Genomic DNA, 24,665 nt, shown 5'->3' with positions numbered 1-24,665 from the left:
GTTCCTTGTTCCAAAAAAGTATAGGCTAACATATTCATTATCCGCTCCATTGTAGTTTCTTGATTCCAGCATAGCATTTTCCAAAACAAAATTCAAGGGAATCAAAACAAAGGCAGAGGCCCTGTCCCCAGACAAGGCCCCTGCCCTTCATTTGATCATAGATTTAGATTCAAAATCCCAGGCCCTGAATATAGCCCTGGATGCGCTCAAAGCCCCTCTTAATATTTTCGTCAGAGGTGGCGTAGGTAATTCGGATGAATCCTTCCCCACTGTCACCGAATCCGGATCCAGGGACAGTAACGACCCCGGTCTTCTTCAGTAAATCCATACACAAGTCACGGGAATTCATCCCGGTGAACTCTGTCAGTTCCTTGGCATTGACAAAGGCATAGAAGGCGCCCTTTGGCTTTTTAATAGACAGACCAGGGGTCTGGTCAATCAGTGAACAAATCAGGTCACGGCGGCGAAGATAGCTCTGCCGCATATTCTCAATCTCAGACTGGCACTGACGTAGCCCACAGGCGGCCGCAATCTGGCTGGGGGCCGGCAGACAGGAAGCGCCGTTCTCGTGCAGTTTAGTCATGTTACGGATAATATCAGGCTGGGAGATCGCATAACCAAGGCGCCAGCCAGTCATGGCAAACATTTTGGAGAAGCCGCTAATGTACACAGTCTTTTCCATGATTCCATCAAAGGAGGTAATGCTGGTATAGCCCGCATCATCATAAACTAACCGGCTGTATATCTCATCGGCAATGATAAAGATATCCCGCTCGCGGAGCAGGTCAGCCAGGGCTTTGCAAGTATCCTTGTCAATCACCGCACCGGTAGGATTAGAGGGTGAGTTGAGAATGATAGCTTTTGTTTTAGGTGTGATCGCGGCCTTGATGTCATCAGGATCTGGGATAAATCCGTTTTCCTCACGTGCTGGGACACAGATCATTCTGGCGCCCACCATACCAATCTGTCCAAAATAATTAGGCCAGGCCGGTGTGATTACGATGACTTCATCACCGGGATTTACCAAGGTGAACAAAGCCATCTGGATCGCCTCAGTGGCACCGCAGGACACCATAATCTGGTTTGTGGGATCAGGCTTCAGATCATTGGCATGGTACTCCGCAATCGCTTGGCGCAGTTCCAACACGCCACTGTTCGGGGTATAGTGAGTCATACCGGACTCCCAGCATCGGCATGCCTCTTCAATGATGGGGCGCGGAGTGATAAAGTCCGGCTCGCCAACTGTAAAGCTGATAGTATCCTCCATTTTCAAGGCCTCATTGAACATCTCCCGAATGACTGATCCACCCAGATTTTGGGCCAAATTTGACAACTGCATCGTTCATTCACTCCTACAAATCAGTTTGTTGTATATGCTTAGGCACCCAGATAGGCTGCCTTCACACGCTCATCAGCTAGCAAATCCTGAGAGGCACCTTGCATGGTAATTTTCCCCGTCTCCAGCACATAAGCGTGGGAGGCCGTATTCAGAGCTAAAAAGGCGTTCTGTTCGATGAGCAAGATGCTAGTGCCAGTTTCATTAATTTGCCTGATGACGCGAAAAATATCTTCTACAACAATAGGAGCCAGCCCCATGGAAGGCTCGTCTAGCATTAACAGGCTTCCGTTGGTCATCAAGGCCCGGCCTAACGCCAGCATCTGCTGCTCACCTCCAGAAAGTGTCCCAGCCTGCTGCTTTTCACGCTCCTTCAGTCGTGGAAAGATAGTAAATACCCGTTCCAGACCATCTTTTATGAAAGCTCTATCTTTTATCAGATTGGCTCCCATAGTCAGGTTTTCAGTGACGGACATCTTCGAAAATACCCGGCGGCCTTCTGGCACATGGGCAATGCCCTGTTCTACAATCTTATGGGGCTTCATCTTGGTCAATTCTGTTCCCTGAAACAGAATTGACCCGCTTTTTGCGTGCTCCAGACCAGAGATGGTGCGCAGAATGGTGGACTTTCCAGCGCCATTGGACCCAATCAACGCCACAATCTCCCCTTTTTCCATCGAGAAGGAAACGCCTTGTACCGCATTAATGGCTCCATAGGACACATGAAGATCCCGAATCTCAAGTAGCGACATTCTGATAGCCTCCTCCTAAGTATGCCTCGATAACCTTCGGATTGGCCTGCACTTCGGCGGGCACCCCTTCAGCTATGGTCTTACCAAAGTCTAAGACTTTGATGCGGTCCGCAATAGGCATTACAAAGTTCATGTGGTGCTCGATCAAAATGATAGTCACACCAAAGTCCTTGCGAATCTGTGCTACTAGGTTCGCCATATCCTCCAGTTCAGTGGTAATCATACCAGCTACTGGCTCATCCAACAACAGGATCTTGGGATCCGTCATCAGGGCACGTGCAATTTCCAGACGGCGCTGATCGCCATAGGGCAGATTTTTTGCTAGTAAATTTGCTTTGTCGGCCAGTCCCAGACGGTCTAACAGACCCATGACCTTCTCATCCAGCTCCCTTTCGCTCTTCACCATGCCCGGTGTACGCAAAAAACATTTGGCTAGATTCTGGTCGTTATGCATAGTATGGGCCATCTTTACATTGTCCGCCACACTGGCATTAGAGAACAGGCGGATGTTCTGGAAAGTTCGGGTAATCCCCTGTCGCGCAAACTGATAGGGTTTAAGCCCTACCATATCCACCCCATCTAGCTTAATGGTACCGGTGGTGGGTTTGTAAATACCGGTCAGCATATTAAATACGGTTGTCTTTCCTGCGCCGTTTGGCCCAATAATGGCAATTAATTCGCCCTTTTCAACTTCCAAATTAAAATTATCCACGGCGCAAAGCCCACCGAACATGATAGAGAGGTTTTTGACCTCAAGAAGACTCATATCACCACTTCTCCCTTCTCAGGACTTAGAGACACCCGCAGGCTCTTTATCCTTCTTTGAGCCAAACAGCGGAGTCTCGTACAGGGACGCACGAGAAATACGCATAAAGGGAACTTCCTTGCCACCACAAAGCCCCTCTGAGCGATAGAGCATCACAATGACCAGAATAGCCGCATACACCGCCAGGCGCCAGTCGGCCAAAAAGCGGAGAACCTCAGGCAGGATGGTCAACAGTGTGGCGCCCAAAATAGAACCAGTCAGAGATCCGGAACCCCCGGCATACAAGTAGACCAAGAAATCGGAGCTCTTTGTAAAGCTAAAGGAGTCCGGCTGAATGAAGGCTAGCACATGAGCATACAGGCCGCCTGCTACGCCGGCAATAAAGGCAGCGATACAGAACGATGTGATCTTGTAGCGGGTAGTATTGATGCCCATGGCATCTGCAGCAATCTCATTGTCCCGAATTGCGATAAAGGCGCGGCCGTAGGGAGAATAGATAAGGTTACGCAATAGATATAACGTCAACGCCATAAAGAATAAGATCCAGGCAAAATTGGAGTAATTTGGAATGCCAATCATGCCTCTGGCTCCGCCAATCGGCTGGATCAGACGAAGGATAGCGCGGACAATTTCACCAAAGGCCAGAGTAACAATGGCCAAATAGTCCCCCTTTAGCTTTAGGGAGGGCATCCCAATCAGCACTCCTACCAAGGCAGCCACACACCCTCCTACCAGTAGGCCTAACAAAAAGACAGGGACCTGGGCAACTACCGGAATATTCTTACCATCAAATACCATGGTGGTAATGACCGCGGCCCCATAAGCACCTAGGGACATAAAGCCAGCGTGGCCAATACAGAACTGTCCAGTAAAGCCATTGACCAAGTTCAGACTGGCTGTCATCATAATGTTGATGCCGGCAAACATCATGACTTGAATATAATAGCCATTTAGGATACCCACAGAGCGCAGGACCGTTACAACTACATATAAAAGGACAACAATTAAGGCGGGGTAAATCGACTTAATCAATTTCTTTATATTCATAAAGATCACCCCTCCTTAAACTTTCTCTATGACCAGCTTGCCCATGATACCGGCAGGCTTGACCAAAAGGATAACAATCAAAATAATGAATCCGACAGCATAGCCGAAGGTAGAGTTCAAAGCGGTAGCAAATATTTGGGCGATCCCAAGGATAAAGCCCCCCAACATGGCCCCCCTAATATCACCGATACCACCCAGAACGGCTGCGACAAATGACATATTGCCCAGCCAGGAACCCATATACACATCAACCTGAGGATAGGCACTGGCATAGCAAATACCAGATACTGCGGCCAGAGCGCCGCCTACGAAGAATGTGATGGAAATGACGCGGTTGACATTGATACCCATCAAAGAAGCTGCGTCCTTGTCCATACTGACGGCCCTCATCTGTCCACCGATCTTTGTGCCATTCACCATGAAATATAGTGCCATCATAGTAACAGCAGCCAATATGATCATGATAATCTGGGTCGAAGTGATAGACGCCCCTAAAACATTAAAGGTTTTGGGCGTAAATAGTGTGGGGAACGAGCGAGGATTCGGGCCAATAAAAGGTAAGGCCCTTGGAAAGTTCTCCAAAAACATGGAGACACCTACAGCTGTGATCAACGCGATCATTCTAGGTTTATTGCGCAGAGGTCTGTAAGCGATCGCCTCAGTCGCTACAGCGATTCCGCCAGTGCCCAGCATAGCAATCAATATGATAATCCCTACAATAAGCATTGGGAATGTTCCATCAATCTGATAGCTGGAGAAAAGTTGAGCAATAAAATAGGTGCCCAATGCACCAATCATCAAAAAGTCACCATGAGCAAAATTGATCATGCCAACAATCCCATAGACCATGGTATAGCCCAATGCAAGCAACGCATATACGCTGCCCAATTGCAAGCCGTAAACTAAGTATTGTAGGATCGTAGCCACAGGAACGCCTCCTATCATGTCTAAAAAATGGATTTACTAAGAAAGAAATGTGCCGGCTGGTATCAAACGCAGCCGGCACATTCAGTTATGCCTAAGAAAGAATTGCTGCCCTATGTCACCGATGAAAAATCCAAAAGAAATCAGCTAGGATTGATGGAAGAAACATAATGGGAAACACCATCAGCATCATACTGCATAACCACGCCACCCTTAATGGGGTTACGATCCTCACCCATCGTCATAGGACCAGAGGGCAGTTGAAGATTCTCAATAGAAGCCAGAGCGTCACGGACACCATCGCGGGTCAGCTCTTCTGCATTCTGCAACGCATAGAGAACCATCATAGTAGCTTCATAAGCCAGTTCAGCATTGGAATTGGGTTGCTCATCGGGATGCAGGGCAGTGTACTTCTCAACAAACTCAACAGCAGCGGGATCGGTAGACTCAGCAGAAAAAGCGGAAACATAGGCTACGCCATCCACAGCAGCACCAGCCACCTGTCCGACTTCAGGAGTATCAGCAGAGTCACCACAGATAATGGGGCAAGTGATGCCAGCGGAGCGGGCCTGCTGGATCTGGAGGCCGAGCTCACTCAGCAGGTTGGGGAAAAATACACTCTCTGCATTGGCAGCGGCCAGCTTCGTCAACTGGACGTTATAGTCCTTAACATCAGAGCCGGAATACTCTTCGATAGCCAAGATCTGACCGCCCAGCGCTTCATAGCTTTCAATAAATGCGTCCTTCAGTCCAGTCGCATAGGCATCAGCGTTGTTGAACATAATGCTGGCAGTCTCATATCCGGACTCCCAGATATACTGGGCAGCCATCTGCCCTTGGAAAGGATCAATAAAGCAGGCCCGGAAAATATAGTCGCCTACCTCAGTAACCGCAGTGTTAGTCGCAAAGGTAGTAACGATGGGGCATTTGGCATTCTGAGCAATCGGACCAGCAGCCAATGCGCATTTGGACATATCAGGGCCGACTATAGCAATAACCTTTTCTTCCTCAATTAACTTCTGAAACACATTTGTTGTTTTTTCCTCGGATGCCTCATTGTCCATGTAAATGAACTCGATGTTATACTCTTTGCCCTTAATGTCGATCTTACCGCCTAGCTCGTTCTCTACAACCTCGACACCATTCGTAATGTACTTTCCAGCAATAGCAGAGACACCAGAAATGGGGCAAACAACGCCAATTTTTAATGTTTCTACCTCATCTCCGCCGCTGTTGGTAGAGCCGCTATTACTACTGTTTCCACAGCCGGCCATGGAAAACACCATCGCCAAAGCCATCGCAAATGCAAGAACCTTTTTCATTGTTTTCCTCCTGTTTGATCAAATATTATACTAAAGAGAGACTTCTCTTTAATATCATTTTTTCATATTATGAAATATTATCTCTTATTATGGAATCAAATTCTTGTTGTTTATTTTAATATCAGTACATGCAAAATGTCAACGCTAACATTTCTATATTTATTCTTTTTGTATGATATGTCAAATTTGTAGCCAAAATTTGTTTAAGTCGTAAAGATAAAATTATTGTAATTGAAACTCAGTCATATTATAATGAAATTTAATGGCTGCATTCTTGCATTACCCTATGAGTCTGTAGGCAGTTCAATTTTTATTCAAAGTGAAGTGGCATCTAAATCAGTTGACAATCATTGGTCCGCAATATATTATTATTGTTGTTAACTTTTATTTCGCTAAACAGTATTTTAGGAGGAACCCATGCCTACCGCATTCCTTGATTCCTTTCAATTAATCGTTGCTTTTTATTTGTTTTATGTTTCAATTAAAGGTTCTGGACAGATGTACCGTTTTTTTGATATTTCAGAGGAAGATCAGATGCGAGTCCGCCTCCCTCTGCGCCTCATCTATGCTATTGCTGGCATTATCGCTCTGGTGGAATCTGCTGTTTGTATGCTGCAGAATCAAATGTTTACTCAGACCATTACCGAGAATGGTGTCATTATCATACAGAATTTCTCCATTGAAGTTCTTCCTTTTCTCACCTATGATATGATGTCTACTATTAGTTCGGCTTTGACTCTTGTTATCGTTCTTCTGCTGGCCGGAGTGGTGATTTGGTTGAGGAAACTAAGCCATCGCAATTCAAAGAAGCATTAAAAAAGCACCCAAAGTATCTACTTTGGGTGCTTTTTAATGGTATCTTTCATCCCCATTGATATGTACCTAAGATATGGATACATCTTAGCTGTACATAAGGATAGGTGCTCAAGGGACGAAAATCCGTGTCCTGACTATGCGCGGCCACAAGAATAGAGCCCGGCCCATTCTCTCTTTTTATCTCTACCACGATTGGATTATGGCTAAATTCCTGATGTCCGGAGAAACGAAGCTGGATAAAATCGCCCGGTTCCACCTGCTCCAGCAGGACCTCTCTCCCAAATGGACCGGGTGTCTTTTGCTTCCTCGTTAAAAAGTTAAAAAAATAAGGTACCCCTGTCCACGCCGGAGCCCTGTCTTTCCCGCTGTTGTAGTACCAGCCAAAGGTGGGTGTGAAGTTCATGACCCCAGCCCCGGCATAGAGGCACTGGGAAGCAAAGTTAGTACAATCCCCTCCTAATTCATCGAAATTCATATATTTAGGGTTTCTTTCATAGGCCCAGCGGTGCGCATAGGAAACTCCAGCAAAACGGTCATAAGGTATGATTTTTAGCATTCTTCCTCCCCCCCTTCTCTCATCTTATGCAGAGAGATCAGAAAAGGGCCCCAGACCCGCCGTAGCGGATCTGGGGCCGGAGTCGTTGCTTTTTGAAAATTATCAGGCCTTACCGTCGCAGCCCAAAACATCAATCAGCTTATGCTTAACCATAGCCTGGATAGCGGCACGGGCAGGCTTTAGATACTCACGGGGATCAAACTTATCAGGGTGTTCAGCCATGAACTTGCGGATGGTTCCAGTCATGGCCAGACGCAGGTCGGAGTCAATATTGATCTTACACACAGCGCCACGGGCGGCCTGACGGAGCTGCTCCTCAGGAATACCGACGGCATCGGGCATCTTTCCGCCGTTCTCATTAATCATCTTGACAAACTCCTGCGGCACGGAAGAGGAGCCATGAAGCACAATGGGGAAGCCGGGCAGGCGCTTCACAACTTCATCCAAGATGTCAAATCGCAGGGGTGGAGGCACCAGTTCGCCCTTCTCGTTACGGGTGCACTGAGCGGCGGTGAACTTATAAGCGCCGTGACTGGTGCCGATAGCAATGGCCAAAGAGTCACAGCCAGTCTTGGACACAAACTCTTCCACCTCTTCGGGGCGGGTATAATGGGAGGCCTCAGCAGACACATTCACTTCGTCCTCAACGCCAGCCAGAGCGCCCAGCTCCGCCTCAACCACCACGCCGTGGTCATGGGCGTACTCCACCACTTTCTTGGTGATCTCAATATTCTCGGCAAAGGGCTTGGAGCTGGCGTCGATCATAACGGAGGTAAAGCCGCCGTCAATACAGGACTTACAGGTCTCAAAGCTGTCGCCATGATCCAGATGCAGGCAGATGGGCAGGCCGGTCTCAATCACAGCAGCCTCCACCAGCTTCATCAGATAGGTGTGGTTCGCATAAGCCCGGGCCCCTTTGGAGACCTGGAGGATCAGGGGAGCATTGACTTCCTTGGCAGCTTCGGTAATGCCCTGAACGATCTCCATGTTATTGACGTTGAAAGCACCGATTGCGTAACCGCCATCATAGGCTTTCTTGAACATTTCTGTAGTAGTAACCAATGGCATAATTACCATCTCCTTTGAATTTGGTAATCCTTATTGTACCATTAACAGTTGATAATTACAAGTATCTGTGCTAGAATTTAGAAGAGAATTTCTGAGTTAAATCATTTTTCCACGTATTTTTATATTTAAGGAGGAAGCAAACATGGAGAAACTGACCGGAGCTTGTATCATTGGCCAGTCTGGCGGCCCCACCGCTGTCATCAACGCCAGCGCTCAGGGCGTCATCCAGACCGCTTTGAAGTCCGATTGCATTACCCGTGTTCTCGGTGCTGCCCATGGCATCAAAGGTGTACTGGAGGACAAGCTGTATGATATGTCCCAGGAGGATCCCGCTGAACTGGATCTTCTAAAGTATACCCCCTCTTCCGCTTTGGGCTCCTGCCGCTACAAGCTGGCTGACCCCGACAAGGATGACACTGATTACAAGCGGATCCTTGAGATTTTCCAGAAGTACAACGTCCGCTACTTCTTCTACAATGGCGGCAATGACTCTATGGATACCTGCAATAAGATTTCTAAGTATATGCAGAAGGTAGGCTATGAGTGCCGCATCATGGGCGTGCCCAAGACAATTGATAACGACCTGAACGGCACAGACCACTGCCCCGGCTTCGCCTCTGCCGCCAAGTATATCGCCACCTCCTGCGCCGAGGTCTGGCAGGACGCCCACGTCTATGACACTGGCATGGTCACTGTCATTGAGATCATGGGCCGTCACGCCGGCTGGCTGGCCGGTTCGGCCGCTCTGGCTTCCCTCGCCGGCTGTGGTCCCGACCTTGTCTACCTGCCCGAAGTGGACTTCGATATGGACCGGTTCATCGCCGATGTCAAGAGCATCTATGATAAGACCGGCAAGTGCATGGTCGCTGTATCCGAGGGTATCCACTACGCCGATGGCCGGTTCGTGTCTGAGGCGGAAACCTCTGCCACCGACGGCTTCGGCCACGCTCAGTTAGGCGGCCTGGCCGTAATGCTGGCTGATGTCATCAAGAAGCACACTGGCGCCAAGGTCCGGGGAATCGAGCTCTCTCTGCTGCAGCGTTGTGCCTCCCACGCCGCCTCCAAGACCGATGTCGAAGAAGCCTGGCAGGCTGGCTCCGCTGCTGTTGAAGCCGCTGTGGCCGGCACAACCGATAAGATGGTGGCCTTCAAATGCACCCGTGAAGGCGGCTATCAGTGCCAGACCTCTCTGGAGCCATTGGACATCGTGGCTAACTTCGAGAAGAAGGTCCCCCGTGAGTGGATCAACGAGGCCGGAAACGGCGTGGAGCAGCCCTTCATCGATTATGTACTCCCCCTAATCCAAGGCGAAACTGACGCTCCCAAGGAACATTCCCTCCCCCGCTTCGCCCATCTGAAGAAAGTGCTGACCACTGATATGTAATCTAAAATATAATCAGCCCCGGAGCTGCTCTCCGGGGCTGATTTTTTATTCCTTATGACCATTTGGCAGGGACATGGGGCCTGTACGCCCCATATACACCTCTGTTTCAGTTGGCAGCTTATGACGGCGCAGGCCATAGCAGACCAGCCGCCTGATTATACTGTAGATCATAGCAAATACTGGCACTCCCAGCACCATCCCAGCAAAACCAAACAGTCCGCCAAACAGAATAATAGAAAACAAGACCCAGAAAGAGGCCAACCCGGTAGACTCACCCAAGATCTTAGGACCCAGGATATTTCCGTCAAACTGCTGAAGCACTAAAACAAAAATGGCAAAATATATGCTCTGGATGGGATCGATGATAAAGATCAGCAGGATACAGGGAATCGCTCCAATGAATGGACCAAAAAAGGGAATCACATTGGTCACACCAATGATGGTCGCAACCAAAGCCGGATAGGGAAAGTGAAAGAGATTACAACAGGCCAGACAAATAATTCCGATAATGAGAGAATCCAACAGCTTTCCATTAATAAACCCACTCATGATGCGGTAGGCTTCTCTCGTTTCAGACACAATCAAATCAGCGTGGTCTGTACGGAAGATACTGTAAACAATCTTCTTACTCTGAGCAGCAAACGTGTCCTTCCGAACAAGGAGATAGACAGAAACAATGATGGCAATCAACAGGTCCTTGATCAGCAGTAAGGCAGCCAACAAAATAGCGGATACACCGGACACAACTCCGGTAATGTTCGGTAGGACCGTAGCTCGCAGCCAGTCCAGCGTGGAGGACACCGACTCTAAATTGGGCAGGATATCTGAGGAGAGCCACTGCTCCAGAGAGGTGGCCGCCGAGTTATAGATAGGCATGATAGCGGACTGTATCTCTGGATTGTCCTCCAGGAAGGTTAACAACCATACCTGGGCGCTCTCAATGTACTCTGGGAAAGCCATGACCAATCCGACGATGCTGTCATATACCTGGGGAATTACCATGGCCAGCAGCAGATACAGCAGGATAAAGGCAACCAGCAGACTCAAGACGATGGATATTATAGATAAAAACCGGACATCGTTCTTGTTTTTCAGCTTCTGATTTGGTGTCATGGCCAACATAAACTGGAGGATATGCCTTTGGATTGGCAGCAACAGAAAGGCCAGTATCATCCCCATAAAAATAGGGCGCAGGATATGTGATAAGGTCGTGAAAAAAGCACGGACCGAGGCGGCGTTGAAGATCAGGAAAAACAGTAAAATTGCCGCGGTCACCACACAAAAGGCCGTGACTCCCGCCGCGATAAATGGCCCGTACTTCTCTCTCTTCAAACAAGCCCACCCGCTTTCTTCTTGATTGCTGTTGTTTTCATTATATCGTATTTTCTTCTCCCCCGCTACTCTTTCTTAAAAGTTTCACAAAACTTTAATGATTGAAAATGGCCGCCCATAGGGACGGCCATTTTTCATCGTATTCAGATTGTCTCTCCCGCCAGGAATCGCTCCAGACGGTCCAGTCCCTCTTTGATGTTCTCCATAGAGGTGGCATAGGACCAGCGGACAAAATTCGGCGCCGCAAAGCCGGTCCCGGGGACAACCGCCACCTTCCCGTACTTCAGGAAGAGGTTTCCGAAGTCATCAGAGTCTTTAATCACCGTACCATGGAGCTCTTTTCCAATGAGCTTCTCAATGTTCATCATCACATAGAAAGCGCCCTCAGGCTTGATGCAGCTGACCCCCTCAATCTGATTCATCCGTTCCACCATATAGTTGCGCCGCTCCTCAAAGGCCTTGCGCATCTCCTCAATGGAGTCTTGAGAAGCGGAGAGTGCGAGAGCCGAGGCTTTCTGAGAGATAGAGCAGGGGGAGCCAGTGGAATGGCTGAGGAAATTGGCGATGACCTTTGCAATCTTGGCGGGGGCAGCCACATAGCCAATTCGCCAGCCGGTCATGGCATAGGACTTGGACACGCCGTTAATCAGCAGGGTGCGCTCTTTAATATCCTCGCCTAAGGCAGCCAGGCTGACAAACTGTCCGCCGTCATAGACCAGCCCGTAGTAGATTTCGTCAGAGATGACATAAATATCCTGCTCCACACAGACCTTAGAGATGGCCTCCAGCTCCTGGCGGCTATACATCATGCCAGTGGGGTTTGATGGGTTGTTAAGGATCATACATTTGGTCTTTGGGGTGATGGCGGCGGCCAGCTTCTCTGGCGTAATCTTGAAATTCTCTGCCTCGGTAGCCTCTACCACAACCGGAACACCGCCCACCATACGGATCAGCTCGATATAACTGACCCAGTAGGGAGCGGGCAAGATGACCTCATCCCCTGGATTGACAAGCGCGCGGAGGGCCACATAGACACAGGGCTTCGCGCCGTTAGAGACAGCGATCTGGGTATATTCATAGTCTACACCGCAGTCCTCCTTCAGCCGCTGGCAGACAGCCTTGCGCAGCTCAATGGTGCCGGCTGCAGGGGTATATTTCGTTTCGTTGTTCCGAATGGCCTGGATACCAGCCTCCTTAATATAATCAGGGGTGGGGAAGTCAGGCTCTCCAGCACCAAAGCCGATGACATTCTGCCCCTCCGCCTTCATCTGCTTAAACATAGCGTCGATGGCCATAGTAGTAGAGGGCTCCACTGCCAGGGCGATCTTAGACAGTTCCTTCATATCATGTGTCCTCCTTCAACCTCTCATTCTGAGGCCCAATTTTTGCAACGCATATTATATTCGATTACGATCCAAAATGCAAGAGAAAAAAATTAATTTTGCAATTTCTACTAATTGCCTCCGGGAAAGAGAAACAAAAAGAGACCTGGCGAACCAGATCTCTTTCTTCTATTTTTATAGTTTCCTTCGGATTAGCTCTCCCATCTGAACCGTGCCAATGGTCTGCTCTCCCGACTTCGCAATATCCTGGGTCCGCCAGCCCTCAGCCAGCACGGCATCTACCGCCTGTTCGATAGCATCAGCCTCATGCGGAAGATGGAAGGAATAGCGGAACATCATCCCCACAGAAAGGATCGTTGCGATTGGATTAGCCTTATCTTGACCGGCGATATCCGGGGCAGAGCCATGAATCGGCTCATATAGGCCGGGGGCAGTATCACCGATGGATGCAGAAGGCAGCAGTCCGATGGAGCCGGTGACCATAGATGCCTCGTCGGAAAGGATGTCACCAAACATATTTTCTGTGACCACCACGTCAAACTGGCTGGGGTCCTTCACCAACTGCATGGCGGCATTGTCTACCAGTACATCCTCATATTCTACATCAGAGTACTCCTCTGAAAGACGGTGCATGATAGACCGCCACAGGCGGGAGGTCTCCAACACATTGGCCTTATCTACACTGGATACCTTGTGGCGGCGCAGGCGGGCCAGCTCAAAAGCCCGGCGTCCGATACGCTCGATCTCCATCTGGGAGTAGGCCATCCGGTCAGATGCCTCCTCACCCCTGTCCTCAGTCTGATACCGCTCCCGCTTGCCAAAATAGATGCCGCCTGTCAATTCCCGCACCATCATCAGATCGATGCCCTTTTCCGCCGTCTCTTTCTTCAGGGGGCAGGCGTCCGCCAGGGCGGGGCGCAGGGCGGCGGGGCGTAGGTTGGCATACAGCCCCAGGTCTTTGCGAATAGACAGCAGGGCGGTCTCCGGCCGCTTCTCCGGGTCGGAGGCGTGGCCCCACTTGGGGCCGCCCACCGCGCCTAACAGCACAGCGTCACAGGCCTTGCACTTCTCGGCGGTGCCTTCGGGGTAGCTCTTGCCCACCGCGTCGATGGCGCAGCCACCCATCAGCACATCCTCAAAGGAGAAGCTGTGGCCAAATTTCTTGCCTACGGCCTCCATGACTTTGACGGCCTCGCCAACCACCTCTGGGCCGATGCCGTCGCCCCGAATCAGGGCGATCTTAAAGTTCATTTCGCTACCCCCCGCTTCTTCAGTGAGTTGAGCAGTCCGCCGCTCCGGATGATCCCTTCAATAAACTCCGGGAAGGGGGCGGCCTGATAAGTCTTGCCGGTGGTCTGATCGGTGATGACTCCGGTGGCAAAGTCCACGTCCACCTGGTCCCCGGCCTGGATCTCCTCCGCCGCCTGGGCGCACTCCACGATAGGCAGCCCGATGTTGATGGCGTTGCGGTAGAAGATACGGGCAAAGGAGGGGGCGATGACACATTTTACTTTGCAGGATTTGATGGCCAGAGGGGCGTGCTCCCGGCTGGAGCCGCAGCCAAAGTTGGGACCGGCTACGATAATGTCGCCGGGCTGGACAGAGGACGCGAATCCAGCGTCGATGTCCTCCATACAATGGGAGGCCAAAGCGGCGGGGCTGGGGTCGTTCAAATGCCGGGCGGGGATGATCACGTCGGTGTCCACGTTGGCGCCGTATTTATATACTTTCATAGGAGTTGTTCCTTTCTGTTCAAAGTCAAAGGAGTCCGTTGTCGTTAGGAGTTAAGAATGAGAAACACATGGTGTCCTTTCGCTCCAGAAGCTCAAGGCAGGTTTTACCAAGCTGTGTGCTCCCTGGTAATCCCTAACTTCTAAATTTTAATGCAAACCTCAATAAAAGGCTTTGCTTTTTACTTGCGTGGATCGGCTACACACCCGGCGATGGCGGAGGCGGCGGCCACAGCGGGAGAGGCCAGGATGACCTCGCTGGTCACATGGCCCATGCGGCCCACGAAGTTGCGGTTGGTGGTGGAAACGGTACGCTCTCCCTCCGCCATGACGCCCATATGACCACCAAGACAGGGGCCGCAGGTTGGGGTGGATACAGCTGCCCCGGCCTGGATAAAGGTTTCAATGAGTCCCTCCTTCATGGCCTGAAGGATGATCTCCTGTGTGGCGGGGATAACAACACACCGGACATTTGCGGCCACCTTTTTCCCCTTCATGATAGCGGCGGCGATGCGCAGGTCCTGGATACGTCCGTTGGTGCAGGAGCCAATGACCACCTGGTCAATGGGCAGCCCAGCCACCTCGCTGACCACCTTGGTATTTTCCGGCAGATGCGGCATAGCCACAGTAGGCTCCAACTGGTCGAGGTCAATGACCACCTCGCGCTCGTATACGGCGTCGGAGTCGGCGCAAAATGCCTCACAGGGGCGGTTCACACGGCCATTAATATACTCCATGGTCCTCTCGTCTACTGGGAAAATACCGTTCTTGCCCCCTGCCTCAATGGCCATGTTGGAAATGGTGAAACGGTCGTCCATGGTCAGGGAAGATACTCCCTCGCCCGTGAACTCTAGGGACTGATACAGAGCTCCATCCACTCCGATGGTCCCGATAAGATGGAGGATGACATCCTTGCCGGACACATGGGGCTGCAGCTTGCCTTTCAATGTGACCTTGATGGCGGAGGGCACCTTGAACCACAGCAGTCCCGTGGCCATGGCGGCAGCCATGTCGGTGGAGCCGATGCCGGTGGAGAAGGCTCCCAGAGCTCCGTATGTACAGGTGTGGGAGTCGGCCCCTACGATGATCTCACCGGGGGCACACAGGCCTTTTTCTGGGAGCAGAGCATGCTCCACGCCCATCTGGCCCACATCGAAAAAGTTTGTGATCTGGTGCTTATGCGCAAATTCTCTGGCCTGCTTGCACAGCTGGGCCGACTTGATGTCCTTGCAGGGGGTGTAGTGGTCCAGGACAATGGTGATCTTATCTTTGTTAAAGACCTGGGTAAATCCGGCCTTTTCAAACTCGGTAATAGCCACAGGAGTGGTGATGTCATTCCCCAGCACCATATCCAGCTTGGCCTCAATGAGCTGCCCTACTTCCACCTGTTCCAGTCCAGCGTGTTTGGCCAGTATCTTCTGTGTCATGGTCATTCCCATAAAATTTACCTCCTTGCCGTTGTTAACGATATGGTAGCAAACAGATTTGAAAAAGAATGTAAACTATGTTACAATTAAATCAAAAATTGATTTTCCTCTTTTAGACGGGAGCCGTTGGCAGCCCAAAATGACAAATGCCATTTTCAGGAGTGAGCAGGATGGGCAAAAATAGGGCAACACTGATCTACTTGGAAGATTGTATCCTTATAAGCAAGAAGAATTATAAGGATTGGCAGGAAATCCAACTTGAGTTTTGGCGCGGCTATAAGGCGAGCCTATCTCCAATGACCAGCGAAGAAATGATCGATTTTTTCCAAGATGAGTATGGTGAAGAACCTTGCTGGCCGTTCTCTAAAAATGAGATCCTCCATTTCTTTCACTGTCAATGTGAAATGATCCGGTCAGAAACACTCAGATAAAAATATAGGCAATCAGATAGGAGCTTGATTCAATGAATCTGTACATCGCTTTTTTAAGGGGCGTCAATCTCAGCGGCAAAAATAAAATTCCCATGGCGGAACTAAAAACAGATTTTGAAAATCTGGGCTTTGGAGCGGTCAAAACATACCTAAATAGTGGAAATGTCCTCTTTTCTAGCGACCAGAACGGCAGAGAGGAATTAGCCAGTCAGATTGAGAGCATGATAAAAGTCAAATTTGGTTTTGACATACCGGTCTTTGTCATCTTAAGGCAGGATCTGGAGGATATCCTGCAAAACGCCCCCGCTTGGTGGGGCGCCGGACGAGAAGGGATATACGATAACCTGATCTTTATTATGCCGCCGGCTGTCTTTTCCCAGGTATTGGACGAGATTGGGACGCCCAGAGAAGGACTGGAACAGATTCAGAACTATAAAGAAGCTATCTTCTGGTCATTTAGCCGGAAGGACTATCAGAAAACAAATTGGTGGCCCAAGACCGCCAGCGCCGCTATTAGTAGAAAACTGACCATCCGAACGGCAAACACTGTCAGGAAACTGGTTGGAATGTGACCTCTTCTCCCCTCCCTATCAGGACGAACTCTAATCTGTCTCGATATCAGTTGATAATCAGGAGCGATACGCTATATGAATGCCTTTGATTTGGACTTTCCCGCTCACATCTGGGCGCCTTTTGCCCAGGGGCGTCCCCCAATCCGGTGCTCACCGGGCTATCTGATCTATCTTCAGGGGACCGAGGCCACCTGCTTCTACTATCTGAAGGAGGGGCAAGTGCGCAGCTTCATCCAGTCAGAGGACGGCGCGGAGCGGGCGCTCAATGTCTACGGCCCTGGCAGCCTATTTGGAGAGGCCTCCTTTTTTGACGAGCTGCCGCGAGTATCCTCTGCTGTGGCCCTCACAAGCTGTGAGATCGTGGCGATTGACCGGGAGCTGGTCACCGAGGAGATTGAAAAGGACCCAGAACTGGCCCTGGCTATGATGAAATATCTTGCCAGAACTGTGCGTCTGCTCTCTACTCAACTGGACCAGATGGCCTTCCGCCCGGCCCAATGGCGGATCGCCCGATATCTGCTGTCACTCTCCCCCACCGGCGGCCCGGTCCGCTGTACACAGGAGGATATCGCTTCCTCTGTATCTGCCAGCCGAGTGACCGTGAGCCGCGTTCTGAACCAGTTGGCTCGGCAGGGCATCATTGAACTGGGCTACAGCACCATCTTCGTATGGGATATAGAAGCCCTGAAAAAAACCTGTCAAATTTGAAAGGGAGGGAAAACCGATGGTTTTCCCTCCCTTTCCTGTTCTGTTTACCTTCTGTCATAGATACATTCTACCATTTCTCCCCGCCTGCAACAGTCAGTCAGATGCAGGAAGGTACTCTCCTCCCGCTCTCCGAACAAGCGGATTCCGCCCCCCAGCAGGACAGGCAGGATGGTCAAACGAATCTGGTCGATTTGGTCGGCCTCTGCCGCCTGGCGGACCAGCTCTGCCCCTCCGCACAACCAGATATTCTTCCCCTTTTCTTCCTTCAAACAGTCTAACAGCTGATCCAACGGCCCGTTAAAAAAATGGATGCCTTTTTGATCGTCCAGATGGCGGTGGGTCAATACATAGGTCGTCAACCCCTGATAGGGCCACTGATCTGGAGAGAGCTGTGTGGTCACCTGATGGTAGGTCTTATATCCCATGAGAACAGTATCGACCTTTTGGATAAACTCGTCATAGCCGCTGTCCTCCTCACCATTGGATGCCCGTTCCAGCCAGTCCACCCCTCCCTGGCGGTCTGCGATGAAACCGTCTAAGCTCACGGCAATATAGAGAATAACCTTTCTCATACAGGCATACCACCTATTGAGATAGCTCGTTCCAGCGCTACATCGATATTCGGCTGGAAATTTTCCGCTCCTACCAAATCATACATACCAGATTTTCGAAAGACTGACATGGGCTGTTCGTTCACATGGGAAAATACTACATTAATATTTTTTCTTACACACTCGTCATAAAGGCGGCGCAGACCATTTAAGGCTGTGATATCCATAGCGGGGACTGACCGCATCCGCAAAATCAGAACCCGACATCCATTGTCCCGCTCCATATGTGGGATCTTATCGGCGGCGCCGAAAAACATAGGACCGCTGATCTCATATACCATGACATAGGCCGGTACAGGCTTCAGGCGACCCTGTTCATCTCCCGTGTCCTCCACATACTCCCACTCCTTGACGACCGCTACGTCGGCCATACGCTTCATAAACAGCAGGCAGGCCAGGGACAACCCCACCCCAATGGCCACCACCAGATCAAAGGCTACTGTGAGGATGAAAGTGAGGACCAAAACCGCGATGTCACTTTTGGGTGAAGTCTTTGCTACCTTCAGTACAGTACGCCAGCCACTCATATTGTAGGCCACCTGGAATAGGATGGCCGCTATGCAGGGCATCGGGATCAGTGCCGCATAAGGCATCAGAAGGACCAGAACCAGAAGCAGCACCAGAGCGTGTACCATGCCGGCCACAGGGGATGTGCCGCCGTTTTTGATGTTGGCGGCGGTACGCGCGATGGCACCGGTCGCCGGAATTCCTCCGAACAGGGCCGAGGCGCTATTTCCTACCCCCTGGGCCACCAGTTCCATATTGGAATTGTGCCGTGAGCCGATCATCTCATCTGCCACAACTGCGGACAGCAGAGATTCGATGGCCGCCAGCACAGCGATGGTGAAGGCGTCCGGCAGGACCGCGGACACTGTCTCATAGGACAAATCGGGCATTTGGAACGCAGGCAGCGCACTGGAAATGACATAGAGATCGCCAATCGTATTGACCGGCAGATCCAGCAGTCCAACCACCGCCGCCGTCAACAGTACCGCGATCAGTGAGGCAGGTATCCTTTTCGAAACCCTAGGCCAGAGGAGCAGGATCGACAGGGACAGTATCCCAACCGCCATGGCAGCCGGGTTGACGGTATGGAAGGTTCGAACCACTTCTTCCAGCTTTTCCATCGTTTCCACAGGGGCCTGCTGAAAGGTCAACCCAAAGAAATCCTTTAGCTGGCCAATGACGATTGTGACTGCGATACCGGCAGTAAATCCGATTGTAATAGTGTAAGGAATAAACTTAATCATACTGCCCATATGAAGAATCCCCATCAGTACCAGCATGACGCCGGCCAGCAAAGTAGCCGTAGCCAGTCCAGCCATTCCGCTGCGGGCCACGATACCTGCTACAATGGTGGCAAAGGCCGCGGTGGGACCTGCGATCTGCACTTTACTCCCGCCTAAGGCAGAGATCAAGAATCCAGCCACAATAGCTGTATAGAGGCCTTGTTCCGGAGATACACCAGAGGCCAGAGCCAAAGCAATGGAGAGCGGCAGGGCAATAATGGCGACGATCACTCCTGCGGTCAGGTCTTTCAAAAACCGATCTTTGGAATAGCCCTTTAGACATCGAAAAAGCTGGGGTTTTAAATCAGTCATCTTTTCTCCTCCTCAATAATAAAACACACAACTTTTTTATCATAGCCGCTATTCCAGCCCTTTTCAAGGGTTTTCTCTATTTTGTTTCATTTTTAAAAATACGGGGCCGAAAAACGGCCCCGCAGATGGTTCAGCTTTCAATTTTCTTTCCTATGCCGCCCCGTTGGTCACCCTCGCCTCTGGGAAATAGTCCATAGGGTCTACCCAAACTCCATCCAGCATCGTTTCAAAATGGAGGTGGTATCCGGTGCTTTTTCCTGTTTTTCCCACCGCCCCGATTTGTTGACCAGCTGTGACCTGATCGCCCTCCTGGCAGAAATCGCCAGACACAAGATGGGCGTATTTGGTGCTTAGACCTCCGCCGTGGGAGAGCTCCACATAATTGCCGTACTCCGAGTTATAGCCCACTTCGGTCACTGTACCCTGAGCGGCAGCCAGCACGGGGGTCTCCTTCTCCAAAACGAAGTCGATCCCCATATGCTCCGATCGCTTCCCGGTAATTGGGTGGACTCTGCCTTCAAACAGGGCACTGATCTTGACCTCTTGCCCCCCTTCAAAGGGCCAGGACAACTCGGCAGGGACGGACACCTCCTCCGACGGCACAGGCCCCTGTACTACAGTCGGTTCCGCCGCGGAGGAGGTACGCTCTCCGCCCGCGTAGGCCCCTACCACTACAAAAGAGATCGCTGCGGCGGCTGTCACCACCCAAAGGGCCGCTTTTGTCAGCTTTGATGTTTTTCTTACCTTCATAATCGCCTCAATCCTTTCTCTCAAACAATTTTTTTGACTTCCAAAGGGTGCAGAGAGAGGACGCACTCCCCTGCCCTGGCGCTCCGCCGCCCACAATAGCGTCCTTCCATAGTCCGTCCGCTGGTGCAGGGACATATTTTTGACCACCTCCTGGTCACAAGACAGCTCGCTATCCCTGTCTATGGCCCTTGCCATCAGCCAGACAACTGGATCAAACCAGTACAGCGAGGTCACCAATACCACCAGATGTTTATAAGCCAGGTCCCGGCGCCGCCAGTGGACCAGCTCATGGGAGAGGGCATAGAGCAGGGCACCTCGTTCCAGCTTCTCCTCTGGAAGGTAAATGATGGGACGGAATAGGCCAATCAGTACAGGGCTTTCGACTCCCCCTGTCCGCAAGAGGAGTGGGACATCCTTTCGCCTGCCAGCCAACTGCCGATAGACCGCCTGTTCCCATTCGTCTGCTGGGTAAGCCGTTCTGTCCAGCTCTTGCCGGAGGCGGCGGCAGCCAAAATAGCGGGCCGCCAGCGCGGTGACAGCGCCTAAGCCCCAAAGGGCAGCCAGTACATAAGGCCAAAATTTCGTTTCCGATTTATCTCCCTCTCCAGCAATCGTGATGGCCCCTTCCTTTTCTGGAACAGGCCGCCCCTCCCCTGCTTCAGAAACCGTCACCCAAAGCTCCGCCGGCCGCTCCATCAGCCGGTCACTCAGGCTCTGCTGGGTACCCAGAGGGCACAGGAACCGGAGCAGTGCCAATAGCCAAAGATAATACCAAAAGGCTCTCGGGGTTCGTTTCTTTAACAGGGTGCGGAAAAATGCCACTGTCACAGCCATCAGGCTTCCTGAAAGGGCCAGCGACATCAGCAGCAGCAAGTGATCAGCCATGGCTCCCCTCCCGGTCCAGCAGAGCCCTCAGCTCATCTAAGTCCTGATCGGTCAGCTGATCTCCCCGCACCAGGCTGGCCACCAAATCTTTGGCACTTCCCCGGTAAACCCTCTGAATCAGCGAGCGGGTAGACCACCGCTGATAATCCTCCCTGTTCAAGACAGGGCGATAATAAAAGGACTCTCTCCTTCTGGCCTCTACCGCCCCTTTCTCGCACAGGCGGCGCAAAAGAGTCTTGATTGTAGAGCTGTCCCAGCCACGGCGCTCCTCCAGCCGCTTTCGTATGGGCGCGATGGGCAGGGCCTCCTCTGCCTCCCAGAGCACCTCTAACACTTCCAGCTCTGAATCTGATATTTTGGCCGCTATGTCCTGCATGGTACCTACCTCCTAAAGCAGTCTACACTTGTAACCCTTTATAAGTCTACAACTGTAACCTGCTTTTGTCAAGGATTTTTTAAGGAGGCGGGCCCCGAACAGATCGGGCGCCCGCCTCCTTCTCCTTACAGCTTACCTGCCCAATGCAGGATGGCATCTCGCAGGAACTGTGCACATCCATCTGTCTCTCTGTCATAGTAAGCGGTAAACCGCTCATCTGCCACATATAATTCGGCCAGTCCCTTATGCCTGTCCACATCATACTGATTTCCGGAGATCGTAAGCCAGCGGCGATGGAGAGCCGCCAGCTCCTCCCCTTTCTCTCCCGATGGGGCGTCACCCATTTCTACAGCCTGCCGAAGTTTGGAGCGTATCTCCTGACCGAGAGACTCCCACTGACGATACTGCTCTTGTGTCAGCCCCATCACAGACGCATTGGCCTGGTCCATCTCCTGGTCACCGTATGTTTGGCGGATCTCCGCCCCATATCTTTTCTCATTTTCCTCTACGGCACGCCGCTTAAAAGCCTGAAATTTCTGTTCATCCATCATAACATCATTCCTTTCCAATGACAGGATAGTTTCCTTTACAGAACCTATCAGCTTTTCGATTCTGGCCCTTTCTGCCATCAACGTGGACAGATGACTCCGCAGGGCAGACAATCGGTCGAAGGAGGGGTCGTCCAGACTTTCCCGTATCCGCGCCAGCTCCACCCCGAGGGCACGGTAATACAGGATATCCTGGAGTCGGTCCACCTCAGCCGGGCCATAATAACGGTATCCGCTCTCAGCGGTACGGCTCGGCTTCAGCAGGCCGATCTTGTCGTACCAGCGCAGCGCGCGGGTGGTCACGCCAGCCAGCTTCGACATTTCCTGAATCGAATATTCCATCGCTTTCCCTCCTTGCTCTGCATTGTATCAGTTGACGTTGCGTAAAAGTCAACCCTGTTTTTTTATTTTCTCATTTCTTCCAGCGGTTCCGTTTTTATCCAATTTTAATGCGCTCTTGATTGCTTTTTTTTAAAAAATCGTCTATGATATATTATGATATTTTTTCAGCACCCTCAGAACTATGATAAAAGGAGAATTAATTTGAAAAAAGAACGGTCTGGGTCCCCTTTCCTCAAAACAGGCTTTGGGCGCACCCTTCTCAGTCTGGTCATCACAGCGGTGGTTGGCTTCCTCTACTTTTATGTCAGTCTGCCTGCCATCAATCCCCAGTCCAGTGATTTTTACACCTTCCTCGCCCTTCTATGTGTCGTCTATGTGATCTGTGTGTTTTTGCTGTCCGGTGCCCCCAGAGACAACGTGGTACGCACCCCGGCTGAAAAGCTGAAGGAGTGGGTCCGGTTTGTCAAAAGCCGCTGTCTTCCGGTCGGCATCCTGTTCGTGGTGGTATTGGCGGTCGCGCTGGTGGGGCAGATCATTTCCCTGCCCATCTTCCGCGCGTCCTCTTACCGGGATCTGCTCACAGTAGAGGATGGTAAGTTCACGGAAGACATCAGCCAAATCTCTTTTGATAAGATCCCCACTCTAGATCGGGAGTCCGCCGAGTATCTGGGCGACCGTCAGATGGGTACACTCAGCGATATGGTCAGTCAGTTTGAATACTCCAATGACTCCACCCAGATCAACTACCAGGGGCGGCCTGTCCGGGTGGCTCCTATCGCCTACGCTGATCTCATCAAGTGGTTCACCAACCGGAGCGAGGGCCTGCCCGCCTATGTATTGGTAGACATGGTCACCCAGGAGGCCACAGTTACTCGCTTGACTGAGGGCATGAAGTACTCCTTCTCCGAGCCCCTGAACCGGAACATCATGCGCCATCTCCGTTTCCAGTACCCCACTTTTCTCTTTGACACCCCCCAATTTGAGATTGACGAGGATGGACACCCCTGGTGGATCGCTCCCCGAGTGGTCAAGACCATCGGTCTGTTCGGTGGCCGGGATATCCAGGGGGCCGTACTGTGCGACGCCATTACCGGGGAGAGCGTCTATTACGACATCAGCGAAGTCCCAACCTGGGTAGACAATGTGTATACCCCCGCCCTGATCATGGAGCAGTACGATTACCATGGAACCCTGGTCAACGGCTTCATCAATTCCATTCTGGGCCAGCGGGGTGTGACTGTCACCACCGAGGGGTATAACTATATCGCTCTCAACGATGACGTGTATGTGTATACTGGTATTACTTCCGCAAACGCTGACCAGTCCAACCTAGGCTTCCTGCTCAGTAACCAGAGGACCAAGGAGACCAAATTTTATGATGCTCCCGGCGCTACAGAGTATGCCGCCATGGCTTCTGCACAGGGCGTGGTCCAGGACTTGGGATATGAGGCTACCTTCCCCCTGCTGCTGAACATCGCTGGAGAGCCCACCTATTTCATCCCCCTTAAGGATGCAGCCAGTTTGGTAAAGAGTTACGCTATGGTCAATGTGGCCCGATATGATATCGTGGCTACTGGAAACTCAGTCACCGCCTGTGAGCAGGCCTATATCCGTCAGCTCACCGAAAAGGGAGTAACACAGGCGGAAGAGCTTCCCCAGACGCAGGTCAGCGGCATTGTGGCAGAAATTCGGAGTGCTGTGCTGGAGGGCAACACCTACTATTTCGTCCGTCTGGAGGGAGAGGACGTGTTTTACTCCATCTCCGCCGCTCAGAACCGTGAGGTAGTCACCTTGAATGTTGGGGACCTAGTCACCATTGACCACGCGGTGGCCGCCGAAGGGAGCCAAAGCAGTATTCTGGACGGCTATTCCCTGGCCATTTTGGACGTCATCGGCGAAGCTGATAGCCCCACCGACACTACCCCCCAGCCCGCGGACTCATCTTTCAGCCCTTTGGACAGTGAGCAGATCGGCGTCATCGGCGGAGCCGATGGCCTCACCGCTATTATCACACAGCCCAAGGCATAAGTCACACAGG

24 protein-coding genes are annotated in these 24,665 nt (G+C 51.3%); 6 read left to right on the top strand and 18 right to left on the bottom strand.

The window, feature by feature from the left end; genetic code table 11:
• Window positions 1-169: 169 nt before the first annotated feature.
• The 6 genes from MCG44_RS08065 to MCG44_RS08040 all read right to left on the bottom strand — a co-directional run bounded on the left by MCG44_RS08065 (window position 170) and on the right by MCG44_RS08040 (window position 6,147).
• Window positions 170-1,339 carry a pyridoxal phosphate-dependent aminotransferase gene (locus tag MCG44_RS08065; protein WP_240287646.1) on the bottom strand — a complete coding sequence of 390 codons (1,170 nt, stop codon included), beginning with the start codon at window positions 1,337-1,339 and terminating at the stop codon, window positions 170-172.
• 38 nt (window positions 1,340-1,377) lie between these two features.
• Window positions 1,378-2,088 (bottom strand): ABC transporter ATP-binding protein, encoded by a 711-nt coding sequence (locus tag MCG44_RS08060; protein WP_186852591.1) that lies wholly within the window; start codon window positions 2,086-2,088, stop codon window positions 1,378-1,380.
• Complete coding sequence (locus MCG44_RS08055) at window positions 2,075-2,854, bottom strand: ABC transporter ATP-binding protein (RefSeq protein WP_186852592.1); 780 nt, start codon at window positions 2,852-2,854, stop codon at window positions 2,075-2,077. The genes MCG44_RS08060 and MCG44_RS08055 overlap by 14 nt, the downstream gene beginning before the upstream one ends.
• Before the next feature lie 18 nt (window positions 2,855-2,872).
• Window positions 2,873-3,901, bottom strand: a complete 1,029-nt coding sequence (locus MCG44_RS08050) for a branched-chain amino acid ABC transporter permease (RefSeq protein WP_207721925.1) — start codon at window positions 3,899-3,901, stop codon at window positions 2,873-2,875.
• Between the two features lie 15 nt (window positions 3,902-3,916).
• A complete protein-coding gene (locus MCG44_RS08045) occupies window positions 3,917-4,828 on the bottom strand; it encodes a branched-chain amino acid ABC transporter permease (RefSeq protein WP_262670249.1) in 912 nt (303 codons plus the stop codon).
• A 140-nt stretch (window positions 4,829-4,968) separates the two neighbouring features.
• On the bottom strand, window positions 4,969-6,147 hold the full coding sequence (locus MCG44_RS08040) for an ABC transporter substrate-binding protein (protein ID WP_240287644.1): 1,179 nt from the start codon (window positions 6,145-6,147) through the stop codon (window positions 4,969-4,971).
• Window positions 6,148-6,564: 417 nt separating this feature from the next.
• Between MCG44_RS08040 and MCG44_RS08035 the strand changes: the two genes are divergently transcribed.
• A complete protein-coding gene (locus MCG44_RS08035) occupies window positions 6,565-6,963 on the top strand; it encodes a hypothetical protein (protein WP_186852595.1) in 399 nt (132 codons plus the stop codon).
• Window positions 6,964-7,009: 46 nt separating this feature from the next.
• Here MCG44_RS08035 and MCG44_RS08030 read toward each other — a convergent pair whose 3' ends face one another.
• Window positions 7,010-7,519, bottom strand: coding sequence for an amidase domain-containing protein (locus MCG44_RS08030; RefSeq protein ID WP_186852596.1), 510 nt, complete (start codon window positions 7,517-7,519; stop codon window positions 7,010-7,012).
• Window positions 7,520-7,621: 102 nt separating this feature from the next.
• Window positions 7,622-8,587 carry a class II fructose-1,6-bisphosphate aldolase gene (gene fba / locus MCG44_RS08025; RefSeq protein ID WP_147571804.1) on the bottom strand — a complete coding sequence of 322 codons (966 nt, stop codon included), beginning with the start codon at window positions 8,585-8,587 and terminating at the stop codon, window positions 7,622-7,624.
• 142 nt (window positions 8,588-8,729) lie between these two features.
• Here fba and MCG44_RS08020 point away from each other — a divergent pair, with 142 nt between their 5' ends.
• On the top strand, window positions 8,730-9,971 hold the full coding sequence (locus MCG44_RS08020; protein ID WP_240287642.1) for a 6-phosphofructokinase: 1,242 nt from the start codon (window positions 8,730-8,732) through the stop codon (window positions 9,969-9,971).
• A 45-nt stretch (window positions 9,972-10,016) separates the two neighbouring features.
• Here MCG44_RS08020 and MCG44_RS08015 read toward each other — a convergent pair whose 3' ends face one another.
• From MCG44_RS08015 to leuC, 5 genes are all read right to left on the bottom strand, one after another.
• On the bottom strand, window positions 10,017-11,303 hold the full coding sequence (locus tag MCG44_RS08015; RefSeq protein WP_186852598.1) for an AI-2E family transporter: 1,287 nt from the start codon (window positions 11,301-11,303) through the stop codon (window positions 10,017-10,019).
• A 143-nt stretch (window positions 11,304-11,446) separates the two neighbouring features.
• Window positions 11,447-12,646, bottom strand: a complete 1,200-nt coding sequence (locus tag MCG44_RS08010) for a pyridoxal phosphate-dependent aminotransferase (protein ID WP_147571807.1) — start codon at window positions 12,644-12,646, stop codon at window positions 11,447-11,449.
• A 174-nt stretch (window positions 12,647-12,820) separates the two neighbouring features.
• Complete coding sequence (leuB, locus tag MCG44_RS08005) at window positions 12,821-13,897, bottom strand: 3-isopropylmalate dehydrogenase (RefSeq protein WP_147571808.1); 1,077 nt, start codon at window positions 13,895-13,897, stop codon at window positions 12,821-12,823.
• On the bottom strand, window positions 13,894-14,379 hold the full coding sequence (locus MCG44_RS08000) for a 3-isopropylmalate dehydratase small subunit (protein WP_240287640.1): 486 nt from the start codon (window positions 14,377-14,379) through the stop codon (window positions 13,894-13,896). The genes leuB and MCG44_RS08000 overlap by 4 nt, the downstream gene beginning before the upstream one ends.
• Window positions 14,380-14,558: 179 nt before the next feature.
• The gene (gene leuC / locus MCG44_RS07995) at window positions 14,559-15,815 is read right to left on the bottom strand and encodes a 3-isopropylmalate dehydratase large subunit (RefSeq protein WP_147571810.1); all 1,257 of its coding nucleotides are present in this window, start codon (window positions 15,813-15,815) and stop codon (window positions 14,559-14,561) included.
• A 158-nt stretch (window positions 15,816-15,973) separates the two neighbouring features.
• Between leuC and MCG44_RS07990 the strand changes: the two genes are divergently transcribed.
• The 3 genes from MCG44_RS07990 to MCG44_RS07980 all read left to right on the top strand — a co-directional run bounded on the left by MCG44_RS07990 (window position 15,974) and on the right by MCG44_RS07980 (window position 17,514).
• Window positions 15,974-16,234: a hypothetical protein gene (locus MCG44_RS07990; protein WP_240287638.1), complete on the top strand. Its 261-nt coding sequence runs from the start codon at window positions 15,974-15,976 to the stop codon at window positions 16,232-16,234.
• A 32-nt stretch (window positions 16,235-16,266) separates the two neighbouring features.
• Window positions 16,267-16,806, top strand: coding sequence for a DUF1697 domain-containing protein (locus MCG44_RS07985; RefSeq protein WP_240287637.1), 540 nt, complete (start codon window positions 16,267-16,269; stop codon window positions 16,804-16,806).
• Window positions 16,807-16,881: 75 nt separating this feature from the next.
• Window positions 16,882-17,514, top strand: coding sequence for a Crp/Fnr family transcriptional regulator (locus MCG44_RS07980; protein WP_147571812.1), 633 nt, complete (start codon window positions 16,882-16,884; stop codon window positions 17,512-17,514).
• Window positions 17,515-17,558: 44 nt separating this feature from the next.
• Here the strand turns inward: MCG44_RS07980 and MCG44_RS07975 are convergent, their stop codons facing one another.
• The 5 genes from MCG44_RS07975 to MCG44_RS07955 all read right to left on the bottom strand — a co-directional run bounded on the left by MCG44_RS07975 (window position 17,559) and on the right by MCG44_RS07955 (window position 22,627).
• A complete protein-coding gene (locus MCG44_RS07975; protein WP_186852602.1) occupies window positions 17,559-18,086 on the bottom strand; it encodes a dihydrofolate reductase family protein in 528 nt (175 codons plus the stop codon).
• The gene (locus MCG44_RS07970; RefSeq protein ID WP_240287635.1) at window positions 18,083-19,726 is read right to left on the bottom strand and encodes a SulP family inorganic anion transporter; all 1,644 of its coding nucleotides are present in this window, start codon (window positions 19,724-19,726) and stop codon (window positions 18,083-18,085) included. Before MCG44_RS07970 ends, MCG44_RS07975 begins: the two co-directional genes overlap by 4 nt.
• Before the next feature lie 150 nt (window positions 19,727-19,876).
• Entirely contained in the window at window positions 19,877-21,361 is a 1,485-nt protein-coding gene (locus MCG44_RS07965) for a M23/M56 family metallopeptidase (RefSeq protein ID WP_240287633.1), read from the bottom strand.
• Window positions 21,354-21,737, bottom strand: coding sequence for a BlaI/MecI/CopY family transcriptional regulator (locus MCG44_RS07960; protein ID WP_147571816.1), 384 nt, complete (start codon window positions 21,735-21,737; stop codon window positions 21,354-21,356). Before MCG44_RS07960 ends, MCG44_RS07965 begins: the two co-directional genes overlap by 8 nt.
• A gap of 125 nt (window positions 21,738-21,862) precedes the next feature.
• On the bottom strand, window positions 21,863-22,627 hold the full coding sequence (locus tag MCG44_RS07955; RefSeq protein WP_240287631.1) for a MerR family transcriptional regulator: 765 nt from the start codon (window positions 22,625-22,627) through the stop codon (window positions 21,863-21,865).
• Window positions 22,628-22,828: 201 nt separating this feature from the next.
• On the opposite strand from MCG44_RS07955, the gene MCG44_RS07950 reads away from it, so the two are divergent.
• Window positions 22,829-24,655 (top strand): CvpA family protein, encoded by a 1,827-nt coding sequence (locus MCG44_RS07950; RefSeq protein ID WP_240287628.1) that lies wholly within the window; start codon window positions 22,829-22,831, stop codon window positions 24,653-24,655.
• Window positions 24,656-24,665 lie beyond the last annotated feature (10 nt).

The organism is Lawsonibacter sp. OA9 (assembly GCF_022440585.1).
Note: the sequence above shows the minus strand (reverse complement) of the source record. Positions and strands in the feature narration are given on the sequence as shown.